The sequence below is a fragment of the Loigolactobacillus backii genome, assembly GCF_003946275.1.
Lineage (GTDB): Bacteria > Bacillota > Bacilli > Lactobacillales > Lactobacillaceae > Loigolactobacillus > Loigolactobacillus backii.
In genome coordinates this window covers 1-22,425 of sequence record NZ_RHNQ01000029.1, presented here as the reverse complement: position 1 = coordinate 22,425, position 22,425 = coordinate 1, and the positions used below count along the sequence as shown (strand labels likewise).

Below are 22,425 nucleotides of genomic sequence, written 5' to 3'. Positions count from 1 at the left end.
ATTTCTCCTAACGTGTTTTTAACCTAATCTACGCAGCATCCGTTTCTCCCTGTTCTTTAACCGACAACTTAACTTCTTTAGAAAGGATTACCCCGCTTGTCTTACAAACATAAGCGGTCGTAAAATCAGTAACCCAGCCACCAATGAAGTTCATCACTAAACCAACAAGCAAATAACGAACGGCCAAATCCATCGTGTTTAAGCCTAATTTTTGGACACCCTGCGCAATTCCTAACCAAATAAATAATTCACCTGGATTGATGTGTGGAAAAACCCCGTTACTTGTGTGGTTAAACTGAGCTAAAGCCGCGTAATAGCTAGGCTTATAGAATTCTGGCATAAAACGGCCTAATGAAAATGACATGGGATTACCTAACATGAACGCTGCCAAAAACGGTAAAATCATGTAGCGTGTGATGGGATTTCTTGATGAAGCCTTGGCCAATTTTTCCATTCGCTCTTCGCCTAAAAAGGAAATAATGGTATTCATCAGAACTAATAATAGCAAGACAACTGGAATGATCGTCGACATCCAAGTAATAAACGTTTTACCACCAGTTTGAAATAGGTTCATAAAACCGGAAGCAAAACCAGTAATATATTTCATTTCATAATTCCTTCTTTCTTTAATCTACCCTGAAAATGATTGATTTTACTTCTGAAATAGGTCACCAGTGGTAACTCAAAGAAATTCGTTTGACCTGAAAAATCACGTTCGGCCAAAGTGCCATTCTGGTACTTAATCAATGTTTGATAAGCGTTCAAAAGACACTGGCGAATTAAACGGTTTTCTTGATGAAGTTGCGTATAATCCGTAACTAATTCAATAAATGACTGCCCATTAAAACGTTTAATTTCTTTAAAGTGAGCAAATATTGTAATCCCTTTCATTACTTGGCAACTTTTAATTACGTTGTTGCCATCTAGCGCAATTAAAAGTAACGTTCCTGCCTGTAATCTTTTTGGATTACGTCCGATCAGAACCCGACCACGCCGTCGTAACTGGCCGTAATGTTTGGCAAAATTACGAACCTGGAGGAAACCCAATGCCGCTTGAAACAAGAATGCTAAAAAGATAAAGATAATAAGTATAACTAAGTTTGACATCTAAATTCCCTCCATTAACTGGTCAATCGGTTGATCGATTTGGTAGTGTAATAAATTTTGCAGGATATCCTTTTGGTGAACTAAATTGAAAATAAAATCATAAATAATATCTAGTACACGATTTAGTTGTTGATTTAAATTTTGGGGAATGCCAATCAAAAAGATAAACCGAACTTCACGTTTACCAGCCTTAAATGGCTCCTTCAAAATACCAACACTTAAACAAATTTGCTGTTTTTTTACCTCATTAATCGCGTGGGGAATGGCAACACCGTTTTCAAAAATACTACTGCCCAACAACTCACGCTTATGCCAAATTCGTTTAAAACTAGCCGCTAAATGACCCTTTTCCGTCTCTTGATCAATCATTTGATCAACCAACTCGCGGTAAGTCGTCGTTGCTGGGGCCAAATAATTAACTGCAAAAGTACACGATTTGGCCTGAATTGCCCGCTGAACTAACGAAATCGTAATCTTAGTACTGAGTTCTTCGGTTCTAAATAGTTCATCTACCCGAACAACTGGCGTGTAATTTCCACCTAAATCCAGTGGTCGATCGGAGAATATTAGTAAAAAATTCAAATCAGGTTGCTTTAGCTTGGCCAAATCATGAATTGCCACTACTTTAATTTGATCCGCAAAAACTTCGGCCAATTGCTTCTTTAAAAATTGTTGAGCACCAATCCCGATATTTCCGACTAGACCGACTGTTTGAACTGCTGGTAAAAAATCTTGTGTATCATCCAGCGCTAATTGAAAATAAATTGCTAAATAATTAGCCTCGACTGAATTAATGATGACGCCTAATTGCTGTTCTAGTGTCGTAAGTGAAATCAGTGCTAACTCGGCCGCCACTGGATAATTTTTAACAATTTCGTTAGTAAAAATATCACTTGCCGGCGTCGTGAAAATAGCGCGATTACACAAGAATAATAGGTGATACTTAATTTGCTCATGAAAGTGTTGATAGTCTAAATTGACCTGAATGTGTGTTTCAATTTGCTGTTGAATGATCTCGATTAAGGCCCAGTTCTCTTTGACCGCACATTCAACTAATTTCTTATCCAGTAAATCCGAATATTTAAGATTTAAGGGATAATACAATAAATCCTTTTCATTTTCAGTTAATGGTTCTTGCCGCAATTTGCCTAATGCCATTGTTAGCTGTTGTACTGCCGGCGTTAGTCTAACTAAATTAGTGTAGTGTGGAATTGTTTCGTCAAAACGATAACCCAATTGCCACAAATAGCAAAGTACTGCCGTAAATTTTTTCAAGCGAACCGTTTCTGTTGTTTTTCCAATTCGATCGATCAGTGATTTTATCTTTTCATCCAATCGATATTCGGAAGAAAAATAATCGTAAGTTTCATTTAGTAAAATAATTGGTAGTTGGTATTGTTGTCCTAGTCGCAATTTAATACCGTGATTGGATACCGATACAATCGTGGCTTCATAATATTGCAACGTTTGTTTCAGCTTAACTAAATCCTTACTCAGCGTACCCTTACTGATTGTTAATTTATCCGCCAAATCATCCTGAATTAGGTAGCCCTTGGTTTCAACTAATTGGCGAAGAATAAAGGCCTGGCGCTTTTCACTATCATTGAAGTCCAGTGATTCGCGTAAATAATTAACTTGTAAATGACTAAGTGCGTGATAATCAATAATCTGAAGGTAGTAACGCCCATGCCGCTCTTTAATTTGAGCAATTCCAATCAAAATCGTATTTAACCGGGTAATTCGTTTTTGTAATGTCTTTTGGGAAATATTCTCAAGCGTAATTAATTCGGCAAGGGAAACCGAATCATGCGTAATAAATCGTTTTAACAACCGATAATCTTGATTATCCACCTAGTTTCCCTCCACATCTTTTTATCCGCGAGACTTACCTCCCGCCACATTTGTTGTAACACCGGTAATATAGCTTGCCTTGTCAGAAAGATAGTAACAAACTACATCAGCAACTTCTGATAAACGTCCACTACGTCCTAATGGTGTCGTAGTTGTACTCTTGTAACCAGCCCGTAATTGTTCAACTGTTTTATGTCTTGTATAAGCCAGCGCCTCTTCGTATGAAGGTGTCCGTAAACCAGTTGCTTCCATGATGCCTGGCGCAATACCAACAACGCGCACGTTAAATTCGCCTAATTCCTTAGCCCATGAGCGTGTAAATCCATTAATTGCACCTTTTGTGGCCGAATAAACACTTTGGCCTTGTGAACCTTCTAACCCGGCTTCGGAAGACATATTAACGATAACGCCTTCATGTTTCGCGGCTAAAATACGGCCGACTGCTTGGGACATCAAGAAGACACTCTTAACGTTAACCGTAAACATTTTATTAAATGCGGCTTCATTTAACTCATATTGTCCATCTGCCTGTTTGGCATCGACTAGCAAACGAGGTAAATTAATTCCGGCGTTATTAACTAAACCGTCAATTGTTTTAAATTTAGCCACAACTTGTTTAACCAGTGCATTAACCGCCGCCTTATCGGTTACATCAGTTTGAATAAAAGTTAAGTTATCCGCCTTAAACTGTCCTTCTCTTAAATCAGCGTTAATCACGCTAACTCCTTGATTAATCAATTCCTGAACAATTGCGTCCCCGATACCCGATGAACCACCTGTCACGATAATTGTTTTACCTTGTAATTTTAACCAATCAATTGCCATTTGAATTTCCTCCTTAATTTCTATGTCCAAAGCATAACGAAACCGCTAACATTTATTAAGTCAGTAAAATTCTCAGGTTGGGATAAAACAATACAAGAATCATAAAATAACTATTGGTTTTGCTTAACTAGTCTATTTTAGAGGGATTAATATCGATTTATATAAAATTGGTCTATCAATCTAATAACTAAATTATACGGAGTGGGCGGGCTAGCTAATAGGATAAATTGGCTTAAAATAGAACAAATTTGATCAAATAGTCTTTCAAAGATCATTTCATTATTACGCTGCAAGCATCGCGATTAAAAATGTTGCAAAAATGAGCCACTGTCGGTTAGCCCTTATACCACTGACTCTTCCCAATACATGTAGCAACTAAATTCACGAAAAAAATAGACCTCAAAAGTGACAATTAGAAACACTAATAGCTCATTTAAATATTTAATGAGCCAAGCATTTTTCTTTTAAGTCACCATTTCTTTTAAGATCTATCATTTTTATTCAATTATATCGGTCAATTAATTAGTTTAACCGCGCTAATTTTAACCGTTGCTGCTCAACTGGCTTCCCGGGATTACCCACAATTGTCGTATAGGCTGGCACATCCGTTAAAACAATCGTTCCGGCACCAATCTTTACGTGCGCACCAATTTGGATTGCACCTAGTAATTGTGCACCTGCACCAATCAGAACATCATTAGCAACAACTGGGTGGCGCCGGCCGGCTTGAAGGTGCCGTGAACCCAACGTGACATTATGTAAAATTGTCACCCGATCACCAATCACCGCCGTTTCACCAATAACAACACCTGTCCCGTGATCAATAAAAACTTGCCGGCCAATTTGAGCGGCGGGGTGAATTTCAACGCCGGTTACTCGTTTTCCCCAGTGTGCAATTAATGCGGCCAATAAGTGATGACTATGCTGTTGAAACCAATGTGCCAATCGGTAAAAGGCCAAGGCGTGAAAGCCAGAATAAGTCAAAATAACTTCCCACACGCTATGAGCTGCTGGATCGCGTTGTTGAATCGCTTTTGCTGCCGTAAACATGCACTCGTCTCCTTTTTAAATCTGTGCGAAGGCTTGCTGCAGATCGGCCAGTAAATCTGCACTATCCTCTAAACCAACTGATAGGCGAATCAACTCATCCTGAATACCATTTTCCAGACGTATTTCCCGGGGAATTGCGCCGTGGGTCATGACTGCCGGAATTTCAATTAGGCTTTCCACACCACCAAGACTTTCTGCAAGGTCAACGATTTGCAGGCTTTCAACAAACTTTTTCGGATCCAGCCCAGGCCGTAATTCAAACGAAAGCATTGCGCCAAAGCCGTTCATCTGTTTTTTTGCAATGGCGTAACCATCTCCAGCCGGATTACCTGGATAATAAACTTTTGCCACCTTAGCGTTATTAGCAAGGTACTGATAAATAATTTGTGCATTTTCTTGGTGAACACGCATCCGAACGCCTAAGGTTTTAATACCACGCTGCAATAACCAACTATCATCCGGCCCTAACACACTGCCGATTGAATTTTGTAAAAAGGCCAACTGTTCCGCAATTTGATTATCATTAGTGACCGCTAGTCCAGCAACTACATCGCTATGCCCGCCAAGGTACTTTGTTGCGCTATGGACCACAATATCTGCACCCAGCACCAGCGGATTTTGATTATAGGGTGTCGCAAACGTATTATCAACGATTGTGCGCACGCCTTGTTTCTGAGCGAGCCTGGCAATTGCTTGAATATCGCTGATTCGTAGCAACGGATTAGTCGGTGTTTCCAAATAAATTGCTTTAGTATTACTCTGAATTGCAGCACTAGTGGCCGCCAAATCCCGCGTATCAACTACCGTAAAGGTTAGACCAAAACGTTTTAGCACCTGATTAATTAGACGAAAGGTTCCGCCATAGACATCATTACCAACAACAATGTGATCACCGGCTGAAAATAGTGAGAAAACCACGTGAATTGCTGCTGATCCAGATGAAAAGGCAAAGCCGGCCGTTCCTTGTTCCAGATCCGCGATCAATTGTTCTAACGCTGCCCGGGTGGGGTTACCCGTCCGTGCGTATTCCCATTTTGGTGCACCGCCAACTTTATGCTGGTGAAACGTTGATGAGCGGTAAATCGGAATTGAAACCGCCCCTGTAGTTGAATCTTCGCTAATACCACCATGAATCAATTTAGTATTAAATTTCATAATTATGACCCCTTCTATTTTAATCGTAAATTTTTTTACTTAAATAACGTTCACTTGAATCCGGAAAAACGGTCACGATGGTAGATTGGGCTGGTAATTCCGCCGCAACTTTTAAACTGGCCGCCAAGGCTGCGCCACTTGAACTACCAACAAATAGACCAAGGTTCTTTGCTAACCATTTAACGTATTTAAAAGCCGCAACATCACTAATTGTCTGAACCTGGTCAACCTGAATTTGTTTAAAAAATGGTGGGATAAATTCAACGCCAATTCCTTCAGTTCAATGCGCGTGCTCAGGACCACCGTTTAAGATTGAGCCCTCAGGTTCCACAGTAATTGCCTGCATTGCAGGATATCGTTCCTGTAGCGCACGTGCCGTTCCAACAAAGGTCCCCCCACTGCCAGCTCCGGCCACAAAAGCATTAATTGGCCGTTGTGCTAAATCAGCTAGAATCTCTGGTCCAAGTGTCTGGTAATAAGCATCAGGATTGGCCGGATTTTGAAATTGTAGCGGAACGTAAGCATTAGGAATTTCTTTAGCCAATACTTGTGCTTTCGCAATTGCCCCTTTAATACCGGCCTCTGCTGGTGTATTGATTACTTCGGCTCCCAACGCCCGCATTAGTGTCTGCTTTTCAAAACTAAATTTCGCGGGAACCACCAGCTTAACTGGCAGCTGATACTGCTGTGCAGCTAGCGCAACACCAATTCCCGTGTTTCCCGCCGTTGGCTCAATGATGGTTGTCCCTTCACTAATCTTTCCAATCTCGCGGCCGTGAGCAATCAGTGCCATTCCTAAACGATCTTTAACACTGCCGCCTGGATTAAACATCTCTAACTTCGCGTAAATCCGACTACCATTGGGAACGGCCATTTTTAATCGTAGTAATGGCGTCTGCCCAATCGTCTGGTAAATACTGTTAACCAACATCGTTATTTCCTCACTTTCTAAACTGCTCAAGTATGTATTTCGTAAAATTGGATACAAAAAGGCGCAGATTCAAAGTTACCGAATCTGCGCCTTACACGATTATCTGATTTTACGTTAACCTAAAGGAAGTCACTATTTTTAGGCACACCAATCAGTGGGTCGCGTAAGACGCGATCCACAGCAACAATTGTTTAATTGCGTGTGTGCTAATAGCATAAATGACTACCTCCAAATTACTTTATGGCTTGAGCATACCTGAATAAATAAAACCTGTCAACAGGTCACTTTCTGTAAGTAACTTAATTACAAATTATAGTTTAAGCAAATTGAGTTAATTGTTTCTTTGATAAAACATCGTTCATTCGACCGCTGCGGAAGCCACCGAGATCAAGTGCGACGTACTTAAAACCATCCTTGATTAACTCTTTATTAACTCGTTCGTTAAAGACTAAGAAATCACCAATTCGCGCTTCTGGAATCTCGATTCGAGCAACGTCATCATGAAAACGAACGCGAACAGTTGGAAAGCCAAGATCACGAATGTACTTTTCGGCTTTCATAACTTGTTGAATAGTCGCAGAAGTTAACGTTGTCCCGTATGGAAAACGAGATGAAACTGAGCAAGAAGCAACTTTATTCCAGTTAGTTAAATCTAATTCTTGGGCCAATTCACGAACATCCTTTTTGTACAATCCTGCCTCTTGTAAAAGGCTACGAGCACCTGCTTCATCCCGTGCCCGTAAACCTGGTCGATAGTCATTCTTATCATCCATAATCATGCCATCAAGCACGGCCGTCGAACCATTTTCAGCAGCAATTTCAGTTAACCGTGAATAAAACATTTGCTTAGCGTAGTACCAGCTATCGGCCAGATTCTGTTTGATGTGATCATTAGCCAAGTAGTCAAGCGTTGTTGCTTGGACGTTAGCACCTAACTCCTTTGCCAATGAAATGGCCCTATCAAATTCTTCGTTCGTAAATAATTCTGAGTTAGCAACAACCGCAACAACATTCTCACTGCCAAGTGTATCTAGCGCCATTTTTAAAATCAAGGTACTATCAATCCCACCAGAAAAAGCAACAGTTACCTGGTTTAAGCTCTTTAAAGTTGTCGTTAGTGTTTGTTTTTTTCGTTTAATGTTTGCATATTTGAAGTTCTCCTTTAATCAAATTATTGAATATTAAAAAATCCGTGCATGAATAAAGCAGCACAGGCCGCGCCAACAAATGGTGCAATACCAGGTACCAAAATACCATACTGCCAGTCACTATTAGCCTTGTTTTTAATTGGCAATAACGCGTGCGCAATTCTTGGGCCCATGTCGCGGGCCAAGTTCATTGCGAAACCAGTTGGTCCGCCGAGCCCCATACCAATCGCCCAAACTAATAAACCAACACCAATTGGAACAATACCCGGCGTCTTAATTTGCGAAATGGCCAAGATACCAGAAATGAAAATAAACGTGTCGAAAAATTCCACAAAGAAATTACGTGGTAAATTACGAACGGCAGGTGCAGTAGAGAAGAGGTTTCGAATCGTAATCGGTGAGATTTCGTTTTCTGAGGCCTTAAAGTGATCGGCGTACATAACCCAAACGATCATGGCACCGACAACTCCACCAAATACTTCGGCAAGTGAATAAGGTAGCAATAATGACCATTTTAGATTGCCTAGCAAACACTGCGCTAATACCATGGCTGGGTTAATACAAACATTTCCAAAGATAAATAGTGAAATCGTAATCCCAAATCCCCAAGTCGTAATAGCAAAAATGTGGCCTGAACCACGATACTTAGTCCCTTTTAAAACCTCGCTACAATGAACGCCAACCCCAAAAATAATCATTAAGGCGGTCCCCATAAATTCTGCAACTAATTGATGAAACAAGTGATCTCCTCCCGTAAATTTAATGTGTACCCAAGAGTGTTGGAAAAGCGTTTAGATTACTGTGGTTACCCTGTTTTCACTAAATTAGTCAAGTAAATACTAAAAAAAGGTTGTCCAAACACAGCTCCACTAGCTTGCTAAAAAAATAATTTCCAATCCTATCTTAAAATTCAAAAATACAGTTACTGAAATTGCTGAATTGCCGCCTGATAAACTGCAGTTAGCGTAACGTGCTGCTTCTGGGCCAATTTTAAGCAATCTTCATATTCAGGTGTCCGTTTAACTAAATCATCATAGGTGGCGACTTTAACGCGAACTTGACCATATTCTGTCGTAACTTTTTCAAAGCTTCGCGTCATAACTGTGCGCTGCCATTTCTGATAACGAACACCGATCGTGCTTGTTTCTTGTAGGATCAAGCGCGCAAATTTAGCGCGCTCGATTGGCCTAATTAATACCGATAGTTTAACGGCTGGCCGATTTTTCTTCATTTGAATCGGTGTGAAAAAAACATCAAGTGCGCCTGCATCCAGCAGTAGATTCATCACGTAACCTAACGCCTCACCGGTCTGATCATTGAGGTTGGCCTCAATTAGTAAAATCTCATCGCCTGTTTTACTAATTTCCTGCTGACTTAGTTTTTTTTTTCAAAAATAATGGCACGTAAGGCATTAAAACCACCTGTATCACGTTTGCCAAAGCCGTAACCAATTTTTTCCGCCGTTAAATCAGTTGGTAGTGGTCCAAAATCAGTGACCAGTGTTTTAACCAACCCCATGCCAGTCGGTGTAATCAGCTCCGTATTAACATCCAACCGCTGTTTAATCGGAATAGCGGTGCCAACGCGCATTTGCATAACCGCCGGCACTGGAACGGGCATTTGCCCATGAGCGACTTGGATAAGGCCAGTGCCATCAGCTAATTCAGAGGCCTTAATTTGATCAACATTTAATAGCTCCAAGGCAATACAACAGCCAACGATATCAACAATAGAATCAAGCGCGCCAACTTCGTGAAAATGGACTTCAGTGAGCGGTAAATGATGAACGGTTGCTTCGGCCTTAGCAATTTCAGAAAAAACCGCACTGGCTTGTTCTTTAACACGTTTTGATAAATCACTATTTTTAATCAATTCAAGAATTTCGTCTAAATGCCGCCCATGCTGGTGGTGCTGGCCTGCTTGATGCCGTTCAACAAAACCATGATCCTTTTCGTGATCAAGAATAACGTCAAAGTCCGTTCCATAAATACTACTCTTAGCTAATTCTTGTTTTTTCAAAGTGTAGCCATGAACACCCAACTTGGCTAATTCTTGCTTAAATTGCTCAAAGTCAACACCTAAATCAAGTAACGCACCAATAAACATATCACCGCTAATACCGGAAAAAGCGTCTAAATAAAGTATTCGCATTCTAAATCTCCCTCATCATAAATGATTGATCATACTAGCCGAATAGGCCGCACCAAAGCCATTATCAACGTTAACAACTGTAATTCCCGACGCACAGCTATTAAGCATCGTCATGAGTGCTGTCAAACCACCAAAGTTAGTTCCATAGCCGATACTAGTAGGAACCGCAATTAATGGTTTATTAATCAAACCACCAACAACACTGGCCAAGGCGCCTTCCATTCCCGCAATCACAATCACGACCTTCGCACCACGAATAACGTCTAACCGGGCAAACAGGCGCTGAATTCCAGCCACGCCGACATCGTAGACACGCTCCACCTGATTACCAAACGTTTCCGCGGTAATTGCCGCCTCTTCGGCAACTGGCACGTCTGAAGTGCCGGCAGTTACGATTGCAATGTAGCTTTTCGTTTGTGGCAGCGCCGTTCCAATCACGGTACAACGTGCTTCTTTATAATAGATTGCCTCAGGCAAGGCAATTTTTACGGCACCAAACTTTTCTGGCGAGACACGAGTTGCTAAAATCGGTGCAGTCTGTTGTTGAAGCACCTTTGCAATTTCAACTATCTGTTCGGCAGTCTTTCCTTCTCCATAAATAACTTCTGGATAGCCATTACGTTTCTGGCGTGCCAAATCAACGTTGGCAAAACCAATATCGGTAAAAGATTGTTTTTCTAAACTCGCCGCAGCGACTTCTGCGCTCGTTTTTCCATTGGCAACTTGTTGTAGTAATTCTTGTAAAGCCTTTTTATCCATAATTACACCAACTAACGAACAATAACGCCTAAGCCATCCGGAATAACAACAACTTTTGAATCCTGGCCTTCACGTTGATACGCCATTTCTAAAGCTTGATCCAAAGAAGTCGCCAAATCCATGTGCATTGAAGTAATTAATTCCGGATCAACTAGGTCAGAGACAAATATAACGTGATGATGAACCAGAATTCGGGCAAAAATTTGGGCAGTCCATTGGTCAGGGATAGTCTTTAGACGTGGTGTATTAATTGCTTGGTCCAAAAAATCTTTTGGATCATCTACGTCAGCTAAATTATGGTAAAAACCATCGCCACCATGACCATCACGAGCACCGGCCACCATAATAATCGTGCCGTTTTCTTTGTTGGTTGCTTCCGCGGCCGTCATTCCTTTAACGGCCTGATAAATATTCTGATCCAATGGAAAACCACCATTGGTAGAGATCGTAATATCACTAGGAATCTTTTTCACACTAGATAAATCGCGAACAAATTCACAACCCACTTTATGTGCGGCCTCCATATCACCGGCAAAAGAACCAATAATTTTTTTATCTTCATCCAACACAACGTTGATAATAAAGGCCAATTTAGCGGTTCGTGCAGCGTAAACCATATCTTTATGAATCGGATTATGCATTAAATTACCCGTTCGGGCCTTATTAGAATTAATAAATTCACCAGAATGGTTCGCCATAATTGTTTTATACGATGCAACACCTGGTAAAACGGACTTTCTGCCACCAGAAAAACCGGCAAAAAAGTGCGATTCAATAAAGCCTTCAGAAATTAACAAATCAGCCTCGGCAGCTACCCGGTTAATAATGCAATCTCCGCCAGAGGGTAGTTGGCCAATTTTAACCATCGAACTATCATCAGTGGAAACATGCATCACAATCTCTTCGTTAGCAACAATCTCTGCACCGTATTTATTAACTAATTCCTCATGGGTTGAAGGTCGGTGAAAACCAGTTGCTACTAAAATACGAATTCGAGCATCTGGCGCCACACTTCGTAAACGACGCAATAAAATTGGCGTAATAATATGTGATGGAACTGGGCGCGTATGATCCGAACTAATAATGACAATGTTCTTCTTACCGGTCGCTAAAGTTTCTAGGCTTTCTGAACCGATCGGATTATCTAATGAACGGTCAACGGTTTCATTTTCTGATAATTTATTTTTATAAGTAGCCGCTTTTGAGACAAGTTTTCCCGCAAAATTTTCATCCGCAATTTTTGCAGTAATTGTCGTCTTATCATATGGCAAATCAATTGCTACCATGAAATGACATCCTCTTCCTCTATAAAATTTACATGCAAGCTTTGTTATACTCATCTTTTTTTAGTTTGTCTGCTACCTTTGGCGTTTTCAAAACTGGTTAACAAATGTATACTTTAAATGCTGTCGCCAAATTTACTGAAACGGGTATGATACAGAAGTAATTGTAGTTTTGGCGGTGCAGTAATAAACGAATTGTTCCTGACTAACCAAAACTTACATGAAAGAATGACGACGAATGGTATTAACTGATATTGAGTACTTAATGAATTATTTAGATGAACACCACGTTCCGATAATTAACAAAAAACGACATACGTATCTCACTTACCATGGACTTGCCGAGCACTACACCTACATTTTGAAACAAGGTATTATTAAAAATAGTATTATCTTGCAGGATGGTCGTGAATTTAATCTTTCTTACATCGTCAAACCAGATGTCATTTCATTATTGCGCGATGAAGTTTCAAAATACACCGATCAACCATTTAATGTACGAATAGAATCCGACGAAGCAACGTTTTATCAAGTTGACCGCGTCACTTTTTGGAATTACGTCAACGCAAATTTGGAATTACAGAATTACGTTAAAAACTATTATCGAAAAAAGCTCTCCGAAAATATTTTCCGCTCACAACGAATGGTTATGAACGGAAAAAAGGGAGCTGTTTGTGCTTTTATCTACAGTTTAATTGATTTATTTGGCCGCCAAGTCCCGGAAGGAATCCTGATTGATTTTATCGTCACAAACGATGACATTGCCGGCTTTTGCGGTATTAGTTCGCGTAGTAGTGTTAACCGAATGTTAAATGAACTCAAAAACGATGGCGCTCTTACCACCAAAAATCATAAATTTATTATTACCGATATCAGCTACCTCATCGATCATATTGCTAATTAAACCTTAGTACTATTGGATAAGGAGCTTACTAAATTGCATATTCCCGATAATTATTTGAGTCCAACAACGTGCGGTACACTAATCGCCGTTATGACACCAATTTGGACAGTTTCAGTTTTAAAAGTGAAAGCCCAAATTAAAGAAAAAAAAGAAACCATTCCACTGCTAGGCGTGGCGGCTTCATTGGCCTTTTTGATCATGATGTTTAATTTACCGATTCCAGGCGGAACCACCGCCCACGCTGTTGGGGGAACTTTACTCGCGGTGCTTTTGGGACCCTGGGCGGCCTGTTTAGCACTTTCCATTACGTTACTCCTACAAGCACTATTATTTGGTGACGGTGGGATTTTAGCTTTTGATGCTAACGCCTTTAATATGGCTTTCATCATGCCTTTTGTCGGTTATGCCTGCTATTTAATTGGCCGCCGATTACACCATGAAAAAATAGGTCTAGCCGTTGGTGCTTACGTTGGTATCAATCTCGCGGCTTTAGTTGCCGGAATTGAGCTCGGTTTACAGCCACTTCTATTTCACAATCAGCAGGGAATACCGCTTTACTGTCCCTATGGATTGAATATTGCAGTCCCTGCCATGCTAACGGCCCATTTACTTATTGTTGGTTGGGTTGAGGCAGCTTTCACTGTCTTGGTCTTCCAATTTATCAAGAAGGCAGCGCCAGACAGTATTTATCATGCAGCAACTAAAAATACTAAAGTACACACTAAAGCAATTTACGGCCTATTAGCCGGCCTGGCCATCCTTTCGCCACTTGGTTTAATCGCCTCTGGAACGGCCTGGGGTGAGTGGAATAAAACAGAATTACAGCAACGCTTGCAGACTGCCCACCTGGCCACTCACGCGCCAAGTGGTATCAGTCATGGCCTTCATTTCAATGCACTCTTTAATAATTACACTATTAGGGGTGTTCCGCTGCCAATTGGGTATATTTTATCTGCCGTAACCGTCTTACTTATCTTTTTCCTATTTGTTCGGGTGATTCATTATGATCAAAACAAAGAAAGTTGAGCTACCAAGTTGGCTACAGGAAACGCGCGTTATCGCCCCTAAACGTGGCGGTCGCTCCTTTCTACAGCAAAATAGTCAGCGGCTAAGCCAGCTATTACGGCGGTTTGCTCAAGAGGCCGATACCAAACACCAACCCCTTAAAGGATGGTTGGCGCCGCAGGTTAAATTATTAATCACTTTGAGCACTGTTTTGTTAATTTCTTTAAACCAGAATCCATTTATAGCGTGGTTAATTTTAGTTTGCAACTTGAGCCTTCTATTAGCGCTACCGCCTGTTTACTTAAAAAAGATTATTCGACAAACAGTCATTAGTAGTTTATTTGCTGGCCTACTCGTTTTACCAAGCTTTCTGCTACTTCCCGACCAAAACGCACTATTTTTCTTTGGCCGAACTTGTCTAATTCTATTAAATCTTAGTTACTACCGGACAACGACAACCTTTACGGCGCTTATAACTGCCCTTAAACAACTACACTGCCCTAATGGTCTAATCTTTACTGTTGCTATCACCATCACCTACTTAAAACTACTGGCCGAATATTTATTAGGCCTACTGGAGGCCGTCACCTTGCGATCGGTGGGTAAAACGGCCCACCCGTACCAAACGATCGGCCAACTTTTTGGTATACTTTACCTAAAGACCCACGATTATGCTTTGGCCTTATATGACGCAATGGAGGCACGTGGTTTCACAGGTGACTATCAAAAAGAAGCTGGATCTACTCACCACTGGCGCGATAATCTCGTTTTGTTACTGGGCGCCACTTTATTCGGTCTACTATTCTTTTTGGGGAGCTAATTTTAATGTTAACTGTGCAGCACTTAAACTATAATTATCCAGCTACTTGTGGCCTAAATGATATTAATCTACAAATCAAAGCTGGTGAATTTGTTTGTTTCATGGGCCCCAATGGTTCTGGTAAATCAACACTGTTTAACATTCTAAGTGGTTTAAAAACAGCTAGTAGTGGTACTTATTATTTCAACAATGCACTAATCGATACGACTTTCTTAAAAAACGCTAAAAGACGGCAAACGTTCCACCAACAGGTTGGTTTTGTCTTTCAAAATAGTGACGTCCAATTATTTAATCTAACTGTAGCCGATGAAGTCGCTTTTGGCCCTAAACAATTAGCCCTGTCAGCGGCTGAAATTGAACAACGGGTTACGGATTGCCTAACACTAACTGGTTGTAGTGAGTTTCGCGATCGTGTTCCCTACCATCTTTCTGGAGGTGAAAAAAAACGTGTCGCTTTGGCCAGTGTCTTGGCTCTAAATCCCAGTGTTTTAATCTTAGACGAACCATTGAGCGGCCTAACACCAATTGCGCAACAACAAATCTTAGATTTACTAACCCAACTCAATCAGGCTGGAAAAACAATCTTGATTGCCAGCCATGATTACAATCAAATCAAACAGTGTGCCAGTCGGTTTGTTATCTTTAACGAACAACATAAAATCGTTCATGATTTGAGTGCCACTGATTTAATGGCTATGCCAGAATTAGGTCAACAGCTTACTTTAATATAAATTTACATTTGGGGGAATTAATTATGAATATGAACATAAACAACGAAATTCATCGTGGTTGGAACAAACGGATTGTAACCGGCAAAACATTAGCTGAATGCGATGAAAAATTAGTCACGTATTTGAATAAACAGGATTATGGTAGTGGCGAATTTGTTGTTCTACATGAAAATGATGGAACCAACCAAAACTCTGGTTACCCACTACCAGACGGCGATCTTTGTTACATCAGCTTTTTGATTTATAATAGCCGCCTTTAAATTAGCGAATGGTTAGAAAAGTGGTTAAATTAAAATAACCAACAAAATAGACGCATAAGGCTAGTAAACAACCTTATGCGTCTATTTTGTTGTGATTGATTAAGCGCGCTTAACTTTATACACTGGTAAATTTTATTTATTATCAAATATCCACGTGGTGTTTAAGGCTTGGAAAAACGTGGTGATCAGACCAATTCATGATTGCACCTTGAGCTACTAATGCCAAAATTGTACCAAAACCAATCGCTTTAAGTTGGCCGGTCGCAATAAATGAAATTATCGTAATAATAATTGGTGGCGTGTAACTTGCCCATTGTCCTAAAATTGCTGAGCCATTAAGGTACTTGAATCTAAGAATATAGGACAAATCGTCATTGGGGTGCATTAGGATATTCGAACGTTGGTAGATCGATACGGCCGCCGCCACAGTTAGAATACCAACAATATCTAAAATGATTCGAGCACCAAGTCCTAGATGAGGGACACCTAGCCAATCCCATGCAGTCGTCATTATTTGGACTAAATAGCTGAAAGGTACAATGTAAAGTAAATTGGAAAAAAAGCGGCGCCGATCAAAGTGACCCAGCAAAAGTTGATTAACCAACGTAATAACGATCCCGTAAATAAATAAAGTTGTGCCCAATGAGACATGAATCCAATTGGCCAAATTAACCGAGGACCCTGTCCAAACTGCACTCCCTAAATTAGTAGAAATTGTTAAGGCGTTGCCAGTAGCATTCATTAAAATTGAAAGAACTAAAAAATCCATTCTTTGGTGAAAATCTTTCATTTTAGCCACGCTGGTCACCCCTCTACTAATTAATTTAACTTACTTTATTAACTATAAAGCTATTTAGAAATAATGACAAAATAATCAAATTTCTAAACACCTTCTAATACTTCGCGACCGCCCTACTTTTAAGAACCGAAATTTGAATTAAGCGAAGCTACGGCATCATTCAAAATGATTGCTTAAATTGCCGCGGAACACTACAATCCCATAGCAAAATTAATTTCCCAGGAAATATTGTATTTTACCGCAATCTTCAAAATTGAATATTTCTTAAAAACTAAGTAAAATATCCTTGGATGATGCAACGCTTTTCCAAACACTCCCGAGATTTAAATGGAGGCCGTCATGAAACAAGTTGATAAACGTATTTTAAAAACTAAAACCCAGATCGATACCACCTTATTTACCCTCTGTAAAAGGAAAGTTAATTTTGAAACCCTTAGTGCACCTAAATTAGCCAAATTGGCCGGAATTTCTCGCCAAACTTTCTATCGTTACTACTTATCACCGAAACAAGTAATCGTTACAATGATTGACAAACACCTCAGTGAATTTCAAAAGGATTTTCGGCTCCAAGGCTTAACCGCCCGGAGCATGACCGCCCAACTCATGAAAACTTGGCAACAGCGTGCCGCGGTCTTCGAATTAGTTGAGTGGTCAAACACCCGCCAAGAATTTATTCAACGCTTATCGCTCTTCAATCAAAATATTGCTCACCAAAATAAAATCTCGTTAATCGACGAAGCAGCCATTTGTAATGTTTACGCCGCGGCAACTTATATGTTTTTACGCGCTTACGTATTGGATCATACGTGGTCTGAAAGTGAAGCAACTGACTTATTTCTACACCTTACCAATAATTTAGATAAAATTTTTTAGTTACACAACTTATTGGCCAATTCGGTCCATAACTTCCGTTTTAATCTCGCTATACTGTACTTAAATCTTAAATGAGGTGATGTTATGAAATTAATTACAACCGAAGAACACATCAGTACGGCTTACGCAAATAAGGCAATCATGGACTACATGAAGACCCAGCCTTCCGATCCTAAGGCCTTACAAGAATTTGGTCGTTCGTTTGCTGAAGGTCTTGTCGCTTATGCCGTAACACCAGAGGAAATGCAGGATCTAGATACAAACCGACTTCAGTATATGGATAAAAATGGCATTGATATGCAAATTCTTTCGTATGGTGACGCTAGTACCAATCCAGATATGTTACCAGCAGAACAGTCTATTCCATTAACGAAAAGAATTAATGATAACATTGCAGCCAATGTAAAACGCCATCCAGATCGTTACCTTGGCTTTGCAACTTTACCTGTTTCTGATCCCAAGGCGGCCGCTCAAGAACTGAAACGTTCCGTTACTGAATTAGGCTTACAAGGCGCCTTACTATTAGGTACTGCTAGAGGTGGTCACTTTTTGGATGAACCACAATTTTTACCAATCTTTGAAATGGCGGCCGAACTTGACGTACCACTCTATATTCATCCTTCAATGCCTTCAGAAACCATTCGTAAAGCCTATTATAGTGACATGAATCCAATTGGCTTTAATGCCATCATGGCAACGCCAGGCTGGGGTTGGCACATGGAAGCTGGCCTGCACGTTACGCGCCTAATTTTATCTGGATTATTCGATAAATTTCCAAATCTAAAATTAATTTCTGGCCACTGGGGTGAATTTGTACCTTACTTCTTGGAACGTCTAGACGACGCAACTACGCCAGTTGTTGGTAATCCATTAGCGCACCCAGTCTCTTATTATTACAAAAAGAACGTCTACGTGACACCTAGTGGTATGTTTACTTGGCCACAAATGCAGTTAGTTCTCACTGAAATGGGTACGGATCACGTTTTATGGGCCCAGGATTATCCTTACGTTAAGGGTAATGCCGAAGATTTTCTTGCCAACACAACAATTTCGGCGGACGATAAAGAAAAAATTGCCCACGGAAATATCGAAAAATTATTGAAATTAAAATAATAATTTCTCCCACAATCAAGAACTGAACTTCAGTTTCACCAAAAAAGTAGGACAATAGTCTGTCTTCTTGAATTATCTAATGCGAACTAGCTTGATGCCAAGTTTGAGTTAGATAATTTTCAGCAGTGACTATTTGTCCTATTTTATTTTTCCAATTTAAACGGTTAAACTAGCGCATCAATATTTTTGATATAATGCGTGCAAACCTAATTATTACTATTACAATATTAGTAACTGGTTTGACTGGTCTAAAATACGTTCACTAATTTAAAATGTTCCTTGGTTGGTCCCACTCATTAAACATACCAAATAGAATAAGGATTTTTTGCACCTAATTTCATTACTTTAAAGGAGAAAATTGATTTTGTTAGAAGAAAAAAGAATTCCCACTAAAATAATTCTAGCCATCGTTGGTTCTGGACTTATGGCTTTTTGTGGGGTTTTGATCGAAACATCAATGAACGTAACCTTCCCAACTTTGATGAAACAATTTAATTTACCAATTGGTACTGTTCAGTGGATCACAACGGGCTATTTGTTGCTAGTATCATTGGTAATGGCTGCTTCGGCTTTTATTCAACGCCGCTTTCATTTACGACATATCTTTATTTTTGCCGGAATCACTTTTTTATTGGGTATTTTCGTCTGCGGTCTGGCACCAAACTTCGCAACACTGTTGATTGGTCGGCTGATACAGGCTGTGGCAACGGGATTAACAATTCCAGTAATGTTTGCCATTATTTTACAACAAATACCAGCGTCACGATTAGGCGTGTTCATGGGAATTGGCGGGATGATTGTTGGTATCGCACCATCACTTGGCCCAACTTATGGCGGCATGAATACTTATTTGTTCTCGTGGCGCGAGATTTTCTGGATTATTTTACCAATTGTTTTAATTGCAGTTATTCTCGGCGGTTTAACAATTCCGCAACGTTTTAAAACACAAAAAGCTAGTTTTGATTACTTTGGCTTTATTTTATTAGCAATCTCTTTCTTCTTAATTGCTGAAAGCTTTAACCGTGCTGGCGTCTATGGTTGGTTAAATTACAACTTCTGGGGCTTCTTACTTATTGGCGTTCTGGTATTAGTCTGGTTTGTTAAACATTCACAGCACTCTAAGCATGATCTACTCAATCTGGCAGTCTTTAAGTCCGTTACTTTCAATCTAAGTGTGATCACCTATTTCCTATTCCAGTTAATCAACATCGGGATTTCGTTCTTATTGCCTAATTATGGTCAATTAGTGCTAGGTAATAATTCGCTAGTTGCTGGATCGGCTATTTTATTAGGAAGTTTGGTCTCGGCACTTGTTCAACCACTTAGTGGACACTTACTAGATAGCCGTGGGGCCGGTTATCCAATTCGAATTGGTAGTATCTTAGTTATTGGTGCCACCCTCCTCTTTGCTCTTTTCGGATTACATTTAACAACTTTCTTAATTATCATCTTCTACATTGTTTTCGGGCTTGGCTTTGGTTTCGGCTTTGGCAATACAATGACCAATGGTATTCAACAGGTTTCGCAAGATCTACAACAAGACGCCAATGCTACTTTTAGTACTAGCCAGCAATATGCCGGCTCCCTTGGTACTGCCATCATGGCAACCTTTTTGAGTCAGAGTCAGCACAGTGGCCTAAAATTATCTGCACGCCATTTAACGGCCATTGGTAGTGAACATGATTTCACACTGTTATTAATTTTGGCAATTATAATCTTTTGTCTTATTACACTTAATTTTAAACGTCAAAAAAATAATGCAACAACTACTCATTAATTTAAGAAATATTTGAAAAAGTATCCGGGTTCTACTTCGCAATTGAAGCTAGGCACCAGCCTCACCGGTGATGTCGATCATAACTAGGTCGAATCTCAATGGCCAAAATAAAAAAAACAGGACAAATAGTCTGTTGTCTTGAAAGTTACCCATTTCCAATGGGGTAGCTTTCAACAGCTACTATTTGTCCTGTTTTTGATCATTTATTCCGTTGCCGGGTGCCGTAAACGATTTTCGTAATGCCGAAGCACCCTTGATAAGCTGAAGGTCATGATGAAATAGAGAATCATGGCGATCACAATCGGAATAACCCCTTTATAGGTATCGGCTTGCACAATTCGTAATTGATAGATTAAATCGGTAACACCAATTATTGAAACAATTGAAGTTTCCTTAATTAGCGAAATAAATTCGTTCCCAAGGGCCGGCCAGATATTCGCTAAGGCTTGTGGAAAAACAACGTAACGCATAGTTGAGCTTTGACTTAATCCCAAGCTCCGCGCCGCCTCTACTTGCCCTTTAGCAACAGAATTAATACCACCACGAATTATTTCACTAACGTATGCGCCACTATTTAAGGCAACCGCAATTGTTCCGGCGATTAAAGCTGGTATGTTAACAAAAACGCCAATCCCAAAGTAGACAAACATAATCTGTACCATTAGCGGTGTACCACGAACAAATTCGACGTAAGCCGTTGCCAGTGCCCGCAATATTTTAATGTGCCCCAATCGAATTAAGGCTAGTAAAATACCTAGTAAAACGCCAATGATCACTGCAACTAATGAAATTCCTAATGTGTACAGAACCCCTTTTGCAAAATAGCTCCAGTAATGCAGCATCGATGTATTTTGTGTATTAACTTTCATGTAACTACCAGCGGTAACTAAGTACTCTTTTTGAATCAAATTTTTCTGTTTAATCGTATTAAGCGATTTATTAATTGCTAAACGCAGTGAAGTGGATCCCTTTGGCAAAGCAATTGCGTTACCAGCTTCTGCCTTACTGGTCTTAAAGTGTCCTTTCAAAGCGATTAAGTCAGGATCATTTTTAGCGTAAGCGGTTGCTGAAGCTTCATCCTTGGCAACACCGTCGACTTTATGGGTCTTTAACGCCAAAATGAGATCAGAAGCATTGTCCATTCCAACAACCTTGATACCTGGCATCTGCTTTTTGGCCTGATCGTACTGTAAAGTCCCCGTTTCGGCACCAATTTTTTTACTCCGAAAAGAATCCTTATTATGGTAAAGGCCTTTGTCCGCCTTATTAATCAAAATATCTTGCCCACCAGAATAATAAACATTACTAAAATCAACGTTCTTTCGTCGTTCTGGTGTCGGACTCATACCAGACAAAATCATATCAACCTTGCCCGTTTCCAGCGCAACCAACAACGAATCAAAGGACATCTTCTTGATCACTAATTTTACGCCCAAATCATGCGCAATTTTTTTACCAATCTCAATATCCATCCCAACAATTTTCTCTTTACCGTTTTTGTTTACCTGAAATTCATATGGTGGGTAGTTCGGCGAGTTACCCATAACCAACGTTCCTTTTCTTTGGATTCGGGCCAAAGAATCATCCGTTGCGGCCTGTGCCGGTTGTTGCACAATTCTCCCTAGCCCCATAAATACTAAACAAATAACCAAAAATAACTGCAGCCCTTTTTTCATCTCATTCGCTCCATCAATCAGAATATCATCGGCTCTCTGTCAAATCCTGTTGATAGCCAATTTTACAGCGTTAGAAGTTAGGCAACTTCTAATGCTGTTTTTTTATTTGGTTTGGTGCGCATTTGTTGTAGTTTGATCCGTGAAACTAAATGGTGATAGTTACGAAAACCAAAAGCCGTTCGCTGGATCTGTTTGATCATACGATTG

The 22,425-nt window shown here is 40.1% G+C and carries 22 protein-coding genes and 1 pseudogene; 8 read left to right on the top strand and 15 right to left on the bottom strand.

Annotation, left to right across the window (positions count from 1 at the left end; all coding sequences use genetic code 11):
* Positions 1-28: 28 nt before the first annotated feature.
* From srlA to larA, 13 genes and pseudogenes are all read right to left on the bottom strand, one after another.
* Positions 29-607, bottom strand: a complete 579-nt coding sequence (gene srlA / locus EKM61_RS06695; RefSeq protein ID WP_068225857.1) for a PTS glucitol/sorbitol transporter subunit IIC — start codon at positions 605-607, stop codon at positions 29-31.
* Positions 604-1,107, bottom strand: coding sequence for a transcriptional regulator GutM (locus EKM61_RS06690; protein WP_068225858.1), 504 nt, complete (start codon positions 1,105-1,107; stop codon positions 604-606). Before EKM61_RS06690 ends, srlA begins: the two co-directional genes overlap by 4 nt.
* The gene (locus EKM61_RS06685) at positions 1,108-2,958 is read right to left on the bottom strand and encodes a BglG family transcription antiterminator (RefSeq protein WP_068225859.1); all 1,851 of its coding nucleotides are present in this window, start codon (positions 2,956-2,958) and stop codon (positions 1,108-1,110) included.
* Positions 2,959-2,979: 21 nt separating this feature from the next.
* Entirely contained in the window at positions 2,980-3,783 is an 804-nt protein-coding gene (locus EKM61_RS06680) for an SDR family oxidoreductase (RefSeq protein WP_068225860.1), read from the bottom strand.
* A 522-nt stretch (positions 3,784-4,305) separates the two neighbouring features.
* Positions 4,306-4,833: a serine O-acetyltransferase EpsC gene (gene epsC / locus EKM61_RS06675; protein WP_068225861.1), complete on the bottom strand. Its 528-nt coding sequence runs from the start codon at positions 4,831-4,833 to the stop codon at positions 4,306-4,308.
* 15 nt (positions 4,834-4,848) lie between these two features.
* Positions 4,849-5,988, bottom strand: a complete 1,140-nt coding sequence (locus tag EKM61_RS06670; RefSeq protein WP_068225862.1) for a trans-sulfuration enzyme family protein — start codon at positions 5,986-5,988, stop codon at positions 4,849-4,851.
* 19 nt (positions 5,989-6,007) lie between these two features.
* A pseudogene (locus EKM61_RS06665) lies at positions 6,008-6,919 on the bottom strand (PLP-dependent cysteine synthase family protein).
* Positions 6,920-7,236: 317 nt separating this feature from the next.
* The gene (gene larE, locus EKM61_RS06660; RefSeq protein ID WP_068225863.1) at positions 7,237-8,058 is read right to left on the bottom strand and encodes an ATP-dependent sacrificial sulfur transferase LarE; all 822 of its coding nucleotides are present in this window, start codon (positions 8,056-8,058) and stop codon (positions 7,237-7,239) included.
* 32 nt (positions 8,059-8,090) lie between these two features.
* Complete coding sequence (larD, locus tag EKM61_RS06655) at positions 8,091-8,807, bottom strand: D/L-lactic acid transporter LarD (RefSeq protein ID WP_068225864.1); 717 nt, start codon at positions 8,805-8,807, stop codon at positions 8,091-8,093.
* A gap of 182 nt (positions 8,808-8,989) precedes the next feature.
* Complete coding sequence (locus tag EKM61_RS12290) at positions 8,990-9,400, bottom strand: nickel pincer cofactor biosynthesis protein LarC2 (RefSeq protein WP_263850772.1); 411 nt, start codon at positions 9,398-9,400, stop codon at positions 8,990-8,992.
* A gap of 41 nt (positions 9,401-9,441) precedes the next feature.
* A complete protein-coding gene (larC, locus tag EKM61_RS12285) occupies positions 9,442-10,218 on the bottom strand; it encodes a nickel pincer cofactor biosynthesis protein LarC (RefSeq protein WP_068279418.1) in 777 nt (258 codons plus the stop codon).
* A gap of 15 nt (positions 10,219-10,233) precedes the next feature.
* Positions 10,234-10,977 (bottom strand): nickel pincer cofactor biosynthesis protein LarB, encoded by a 744-nt coding sequence (gene larB, locus EKM61_RS06640; protein ID WP_068225867.1) that lies wholly within the window; start codon positions 10,975-10,977, stop codon positions 10,234-10,236.
* Positions 10,978-10,988: 11 nt separating this feature from the next.
* A complete protein-coding gene (gene larA, locus EKM61_RS06635; RefSeq protein WP_068225868.1) occupies positions 10,989-12,263 on the bottom strand; it encodes a nickel-dependent lactate racemase in 1,275 nt (424 codons plus the stop codon).
* Positions 12,264-12,498: 235 nt separating this feature from the next.
* Between larA and EKM61_RS06630 the strand changes: the two genes are divergently transcribed.
* From EKM61_RS06630 to EKM61_RS06610, 5 genes are read left to right on the top strand one after another with little or no spacing between them, the layout of a single operon-like run.
* Positions 12,499-13,164: a Crp/Fnr family transcriptional regulator gene (locus EKM61_RS06630; RefSeq protein WP_068225869.1), complete on the top strand. Its 666-nt coding sequence runs from the start codon at positions 12,499-12,501 to the stop codon at positions 13,162-13,164.
* A gap of 33 nt (positions 13,165-13,197) precedes the next feature.
* Entirely contained in the window at positions 13,198-14,190 is a 993-nt protein-coding gene (gene cbiM, locus EKM61_RS06625; protein ID WP_068225870.1) for a cobalt transporter CbiM, read from the top strand.
* A complete protein-coding gene (locus EKM61_RS06620) occupies positions 14,168-14,989 on the top strand; it encodes an energy-coupling factor transporter transmembrane component T (RefSeq protein ID WP_068225871.1) in 822 nt (273 codons plus the stop codon). The genes cbiM and EKM61_RS06620 overlap by 23 nt, the downstream gene beginning before the upstream one ends.
* Positions 14,990-14,994: 5 nt before the next feature.
* A complete protein-coding gene (locus EKM61_RS06615; protein WP_068225872.1) occupies positions 14,995-15,720 on the top strand; it encodes an energy-coupling factor ABC transporter ATP-binding protein in 726 nt (241 codons plus the stop codon).
* 23 nt (positions 15,721-15,743) lie between these two features.
* Positions 15,744-15,980, top strand: a complete 237-nt coding sequence (locus tag EKM61_RS06610; protein WP_068225873.1) for a hypothetical protein — start codon at positions 15,744-15,746, stop codon at positions 15,978-15,980.
* 142 nt (positions 15,981-16,122) lie between these two features.
* Here EKM61_RS06610 and EKM61_RS06605 read toward each other — a convergent pair whose 3' ends face one another.
* Positions 16,123-16,779, bottom strand: coding sequence for a hypothetical protein (locus EKM61_RS06605; RefSeq protein WP_068225874.1), 657 nt, complete (start codon positions 16,777-16,779; stop codon positions 16,123-16,125).
* Between the two features lie 339 nt (positions 16,780-17,118).
* Between EKM61_RS06605 and EKM61_RS06600 the strand changes: the two genes are divergently transcribed.
* The 3 genes from EKM61_RS06600 to EKM61_RS06590 all read left to right on the top strand — a co-directional run bounded on the left by EKM61_RS06600 (position 17,119) and on the right by EKM61_RS06590 (position 20,542).
* The gene (locus tag EKM61_RS06600) at positions 17,119-17,652 is read left to right on the top strand and encodes a TetR/AcrR family transcriptional regulator (RefSeq protein ID WP_068225875.1); all 534 of its coding nucleotides are present in this window, start codon (positions 17,119-17,121) and stop codon (positions 17,650-17,652) included.
* Between the two features lie 84 nt (positions 17,653-17,736).
* Entirely contained in the window at positions 17,737-18,765 is a 1,029-nt protein-coding gene (locus tag EKM61_RS06595) for an amidohydrolase family protein (RefSeq protein WP_068225876.1), read from the top strand.
* 364 nt (positions 18,766-19,129) lie between these two features.
* Complete coding sequence (locus EKM61_RS06590; RefSeq protein WP_068225877.1) at positions 19,130-20,542, top strand: MFS transporter; 1,413 nt, start codon at positions 19,130-19,132, stop codon at positions 20,540-20,542.
* Between the two features lie 203 nt (positions 20,543-20,745).
* Here EKM61_RS06590 and EKM61_RS06585 read toward each other — a convergent pair whose 3' ends face one another.
* Entirely contained in the window at positions 20,746-22,218 is a 1,473-nt protein-coding gene (locus EKM61_RS06585; protein ID WP_068377146.1) for an ABC transporter substrate-binding protein/permease, read from the bottom strand.
* Positions 22,219-22,425 lie beyond the last annotated feature (207 nt).

What these genes read in the sequence shown, in the direction of transcription:
- srlA (WP_068225857.1), bottom strand. Translation starts at nt 607, where the DNA reads ATGAAATATATTACTGGTTTTGCTTCCGGTTTTATGAACCTATTTCAA.
- EKM61_RS06690 (WP_068225858.1), bottom strand. Translation starts at nt 1,107, where the DNA reads ATGTCAAACTTAGTTATACTTATTATCTTTATCTTTTTAGCATTCTTG.
- EKM61_RS06680 (WP_068225860.1), bottom strand. Translation starts at nt 3,783, where the DNA reads ATGGCAATTGATTGGTTAAAATTACAAGGTAAAACAATTATCGTGACA.
- epsC (WP_068225861.1), bottom strand. Translation starts at nt 4,833, where the DNA reads ATGTTTACGGCAGCAAAAGCGATTCAACAACGCGATCCAGCAGCTCAT.
- EKM61_RS06670 (WP_068225862.1), bottom strand. Translation starts at nt 5,988, where the DNA reads ATGAAATTTAATACTAAATTGATTCATGGTGGTATTAGCGAAGATTCA.
- larC (WP_068279418.1), bottom strand. Translation starts at nt 10,218, where the DNA reads ATGCGAATACTTTATTTAGACGCTTTTTCCGGTATTAGCGGTGATATG.
- larB (WP_068225867.1), bottom strand. Translation starts at nt 10,977, where the DNA reads ATGGATAAAAAGGCTTTACAAGAATTACTACAACAAGTTGCCAATGGA.
- larA (WP_068225868.1), bottom strand. Translation starts at nt 12,263, where the DNA reads ATGGTAGCAATTGATTTGCCATATGATAAGACGACAATTACTGCAAAA.
- EKM61_RS06630 (WP_068225869.1), top strand. Translation starts at nt 12,499, where the DNA reads ATGGTATTAACTGATATTGAGTACTTAATGAATTATTTAGATGAACAC.
- EKM61_RS06620 (WP_068225871.1), top strand. Translation starts at nt 14,168, where the DNA reads ATGATCAAAACAAAGAAAGTTGAGCTACCAAGTTGGCTACAGGAAACG.
- EKM61_RS06615 (WP_068225872.1), top strand. Translation starts at nt 14,995, where the DNA reads ATGTTAACTGTGCAGCACTTAAACTATAATTATCCAGCTACTTGTGGC.
- EKM61_RS06610 (WP_068225873.1), top strand. Translation starts at nt 15,744, where the DNA reads ATGAATATGAACATAAACAACGAAATTCATCGTGGTTGGAACAAACGG.
- EKM61_RS06600 (WP_068225875.1), top strand. Translation starts at nt 17,119, where the DNA reads ATGAAACAAGTTGATAAACGTATTTTAAAAACTAAAACCCAGATCGAT.
- EKM61_RS06595 (WP_068225876.1), top strand. Translation starts at nt 17,737, where the DNA reads ATGAAATTAATTACAACCGAAGAACACATCAGTACGGCTTACGCAAAT.
- EKM61_RS06585 (WP_068377146.1), bottom strand. Translation starts at nt 22,218, where the DNA reads ATGAAAAAAGGGCTGCAGTTATTTTTGGTTATTTGTTTAGTATTTATG.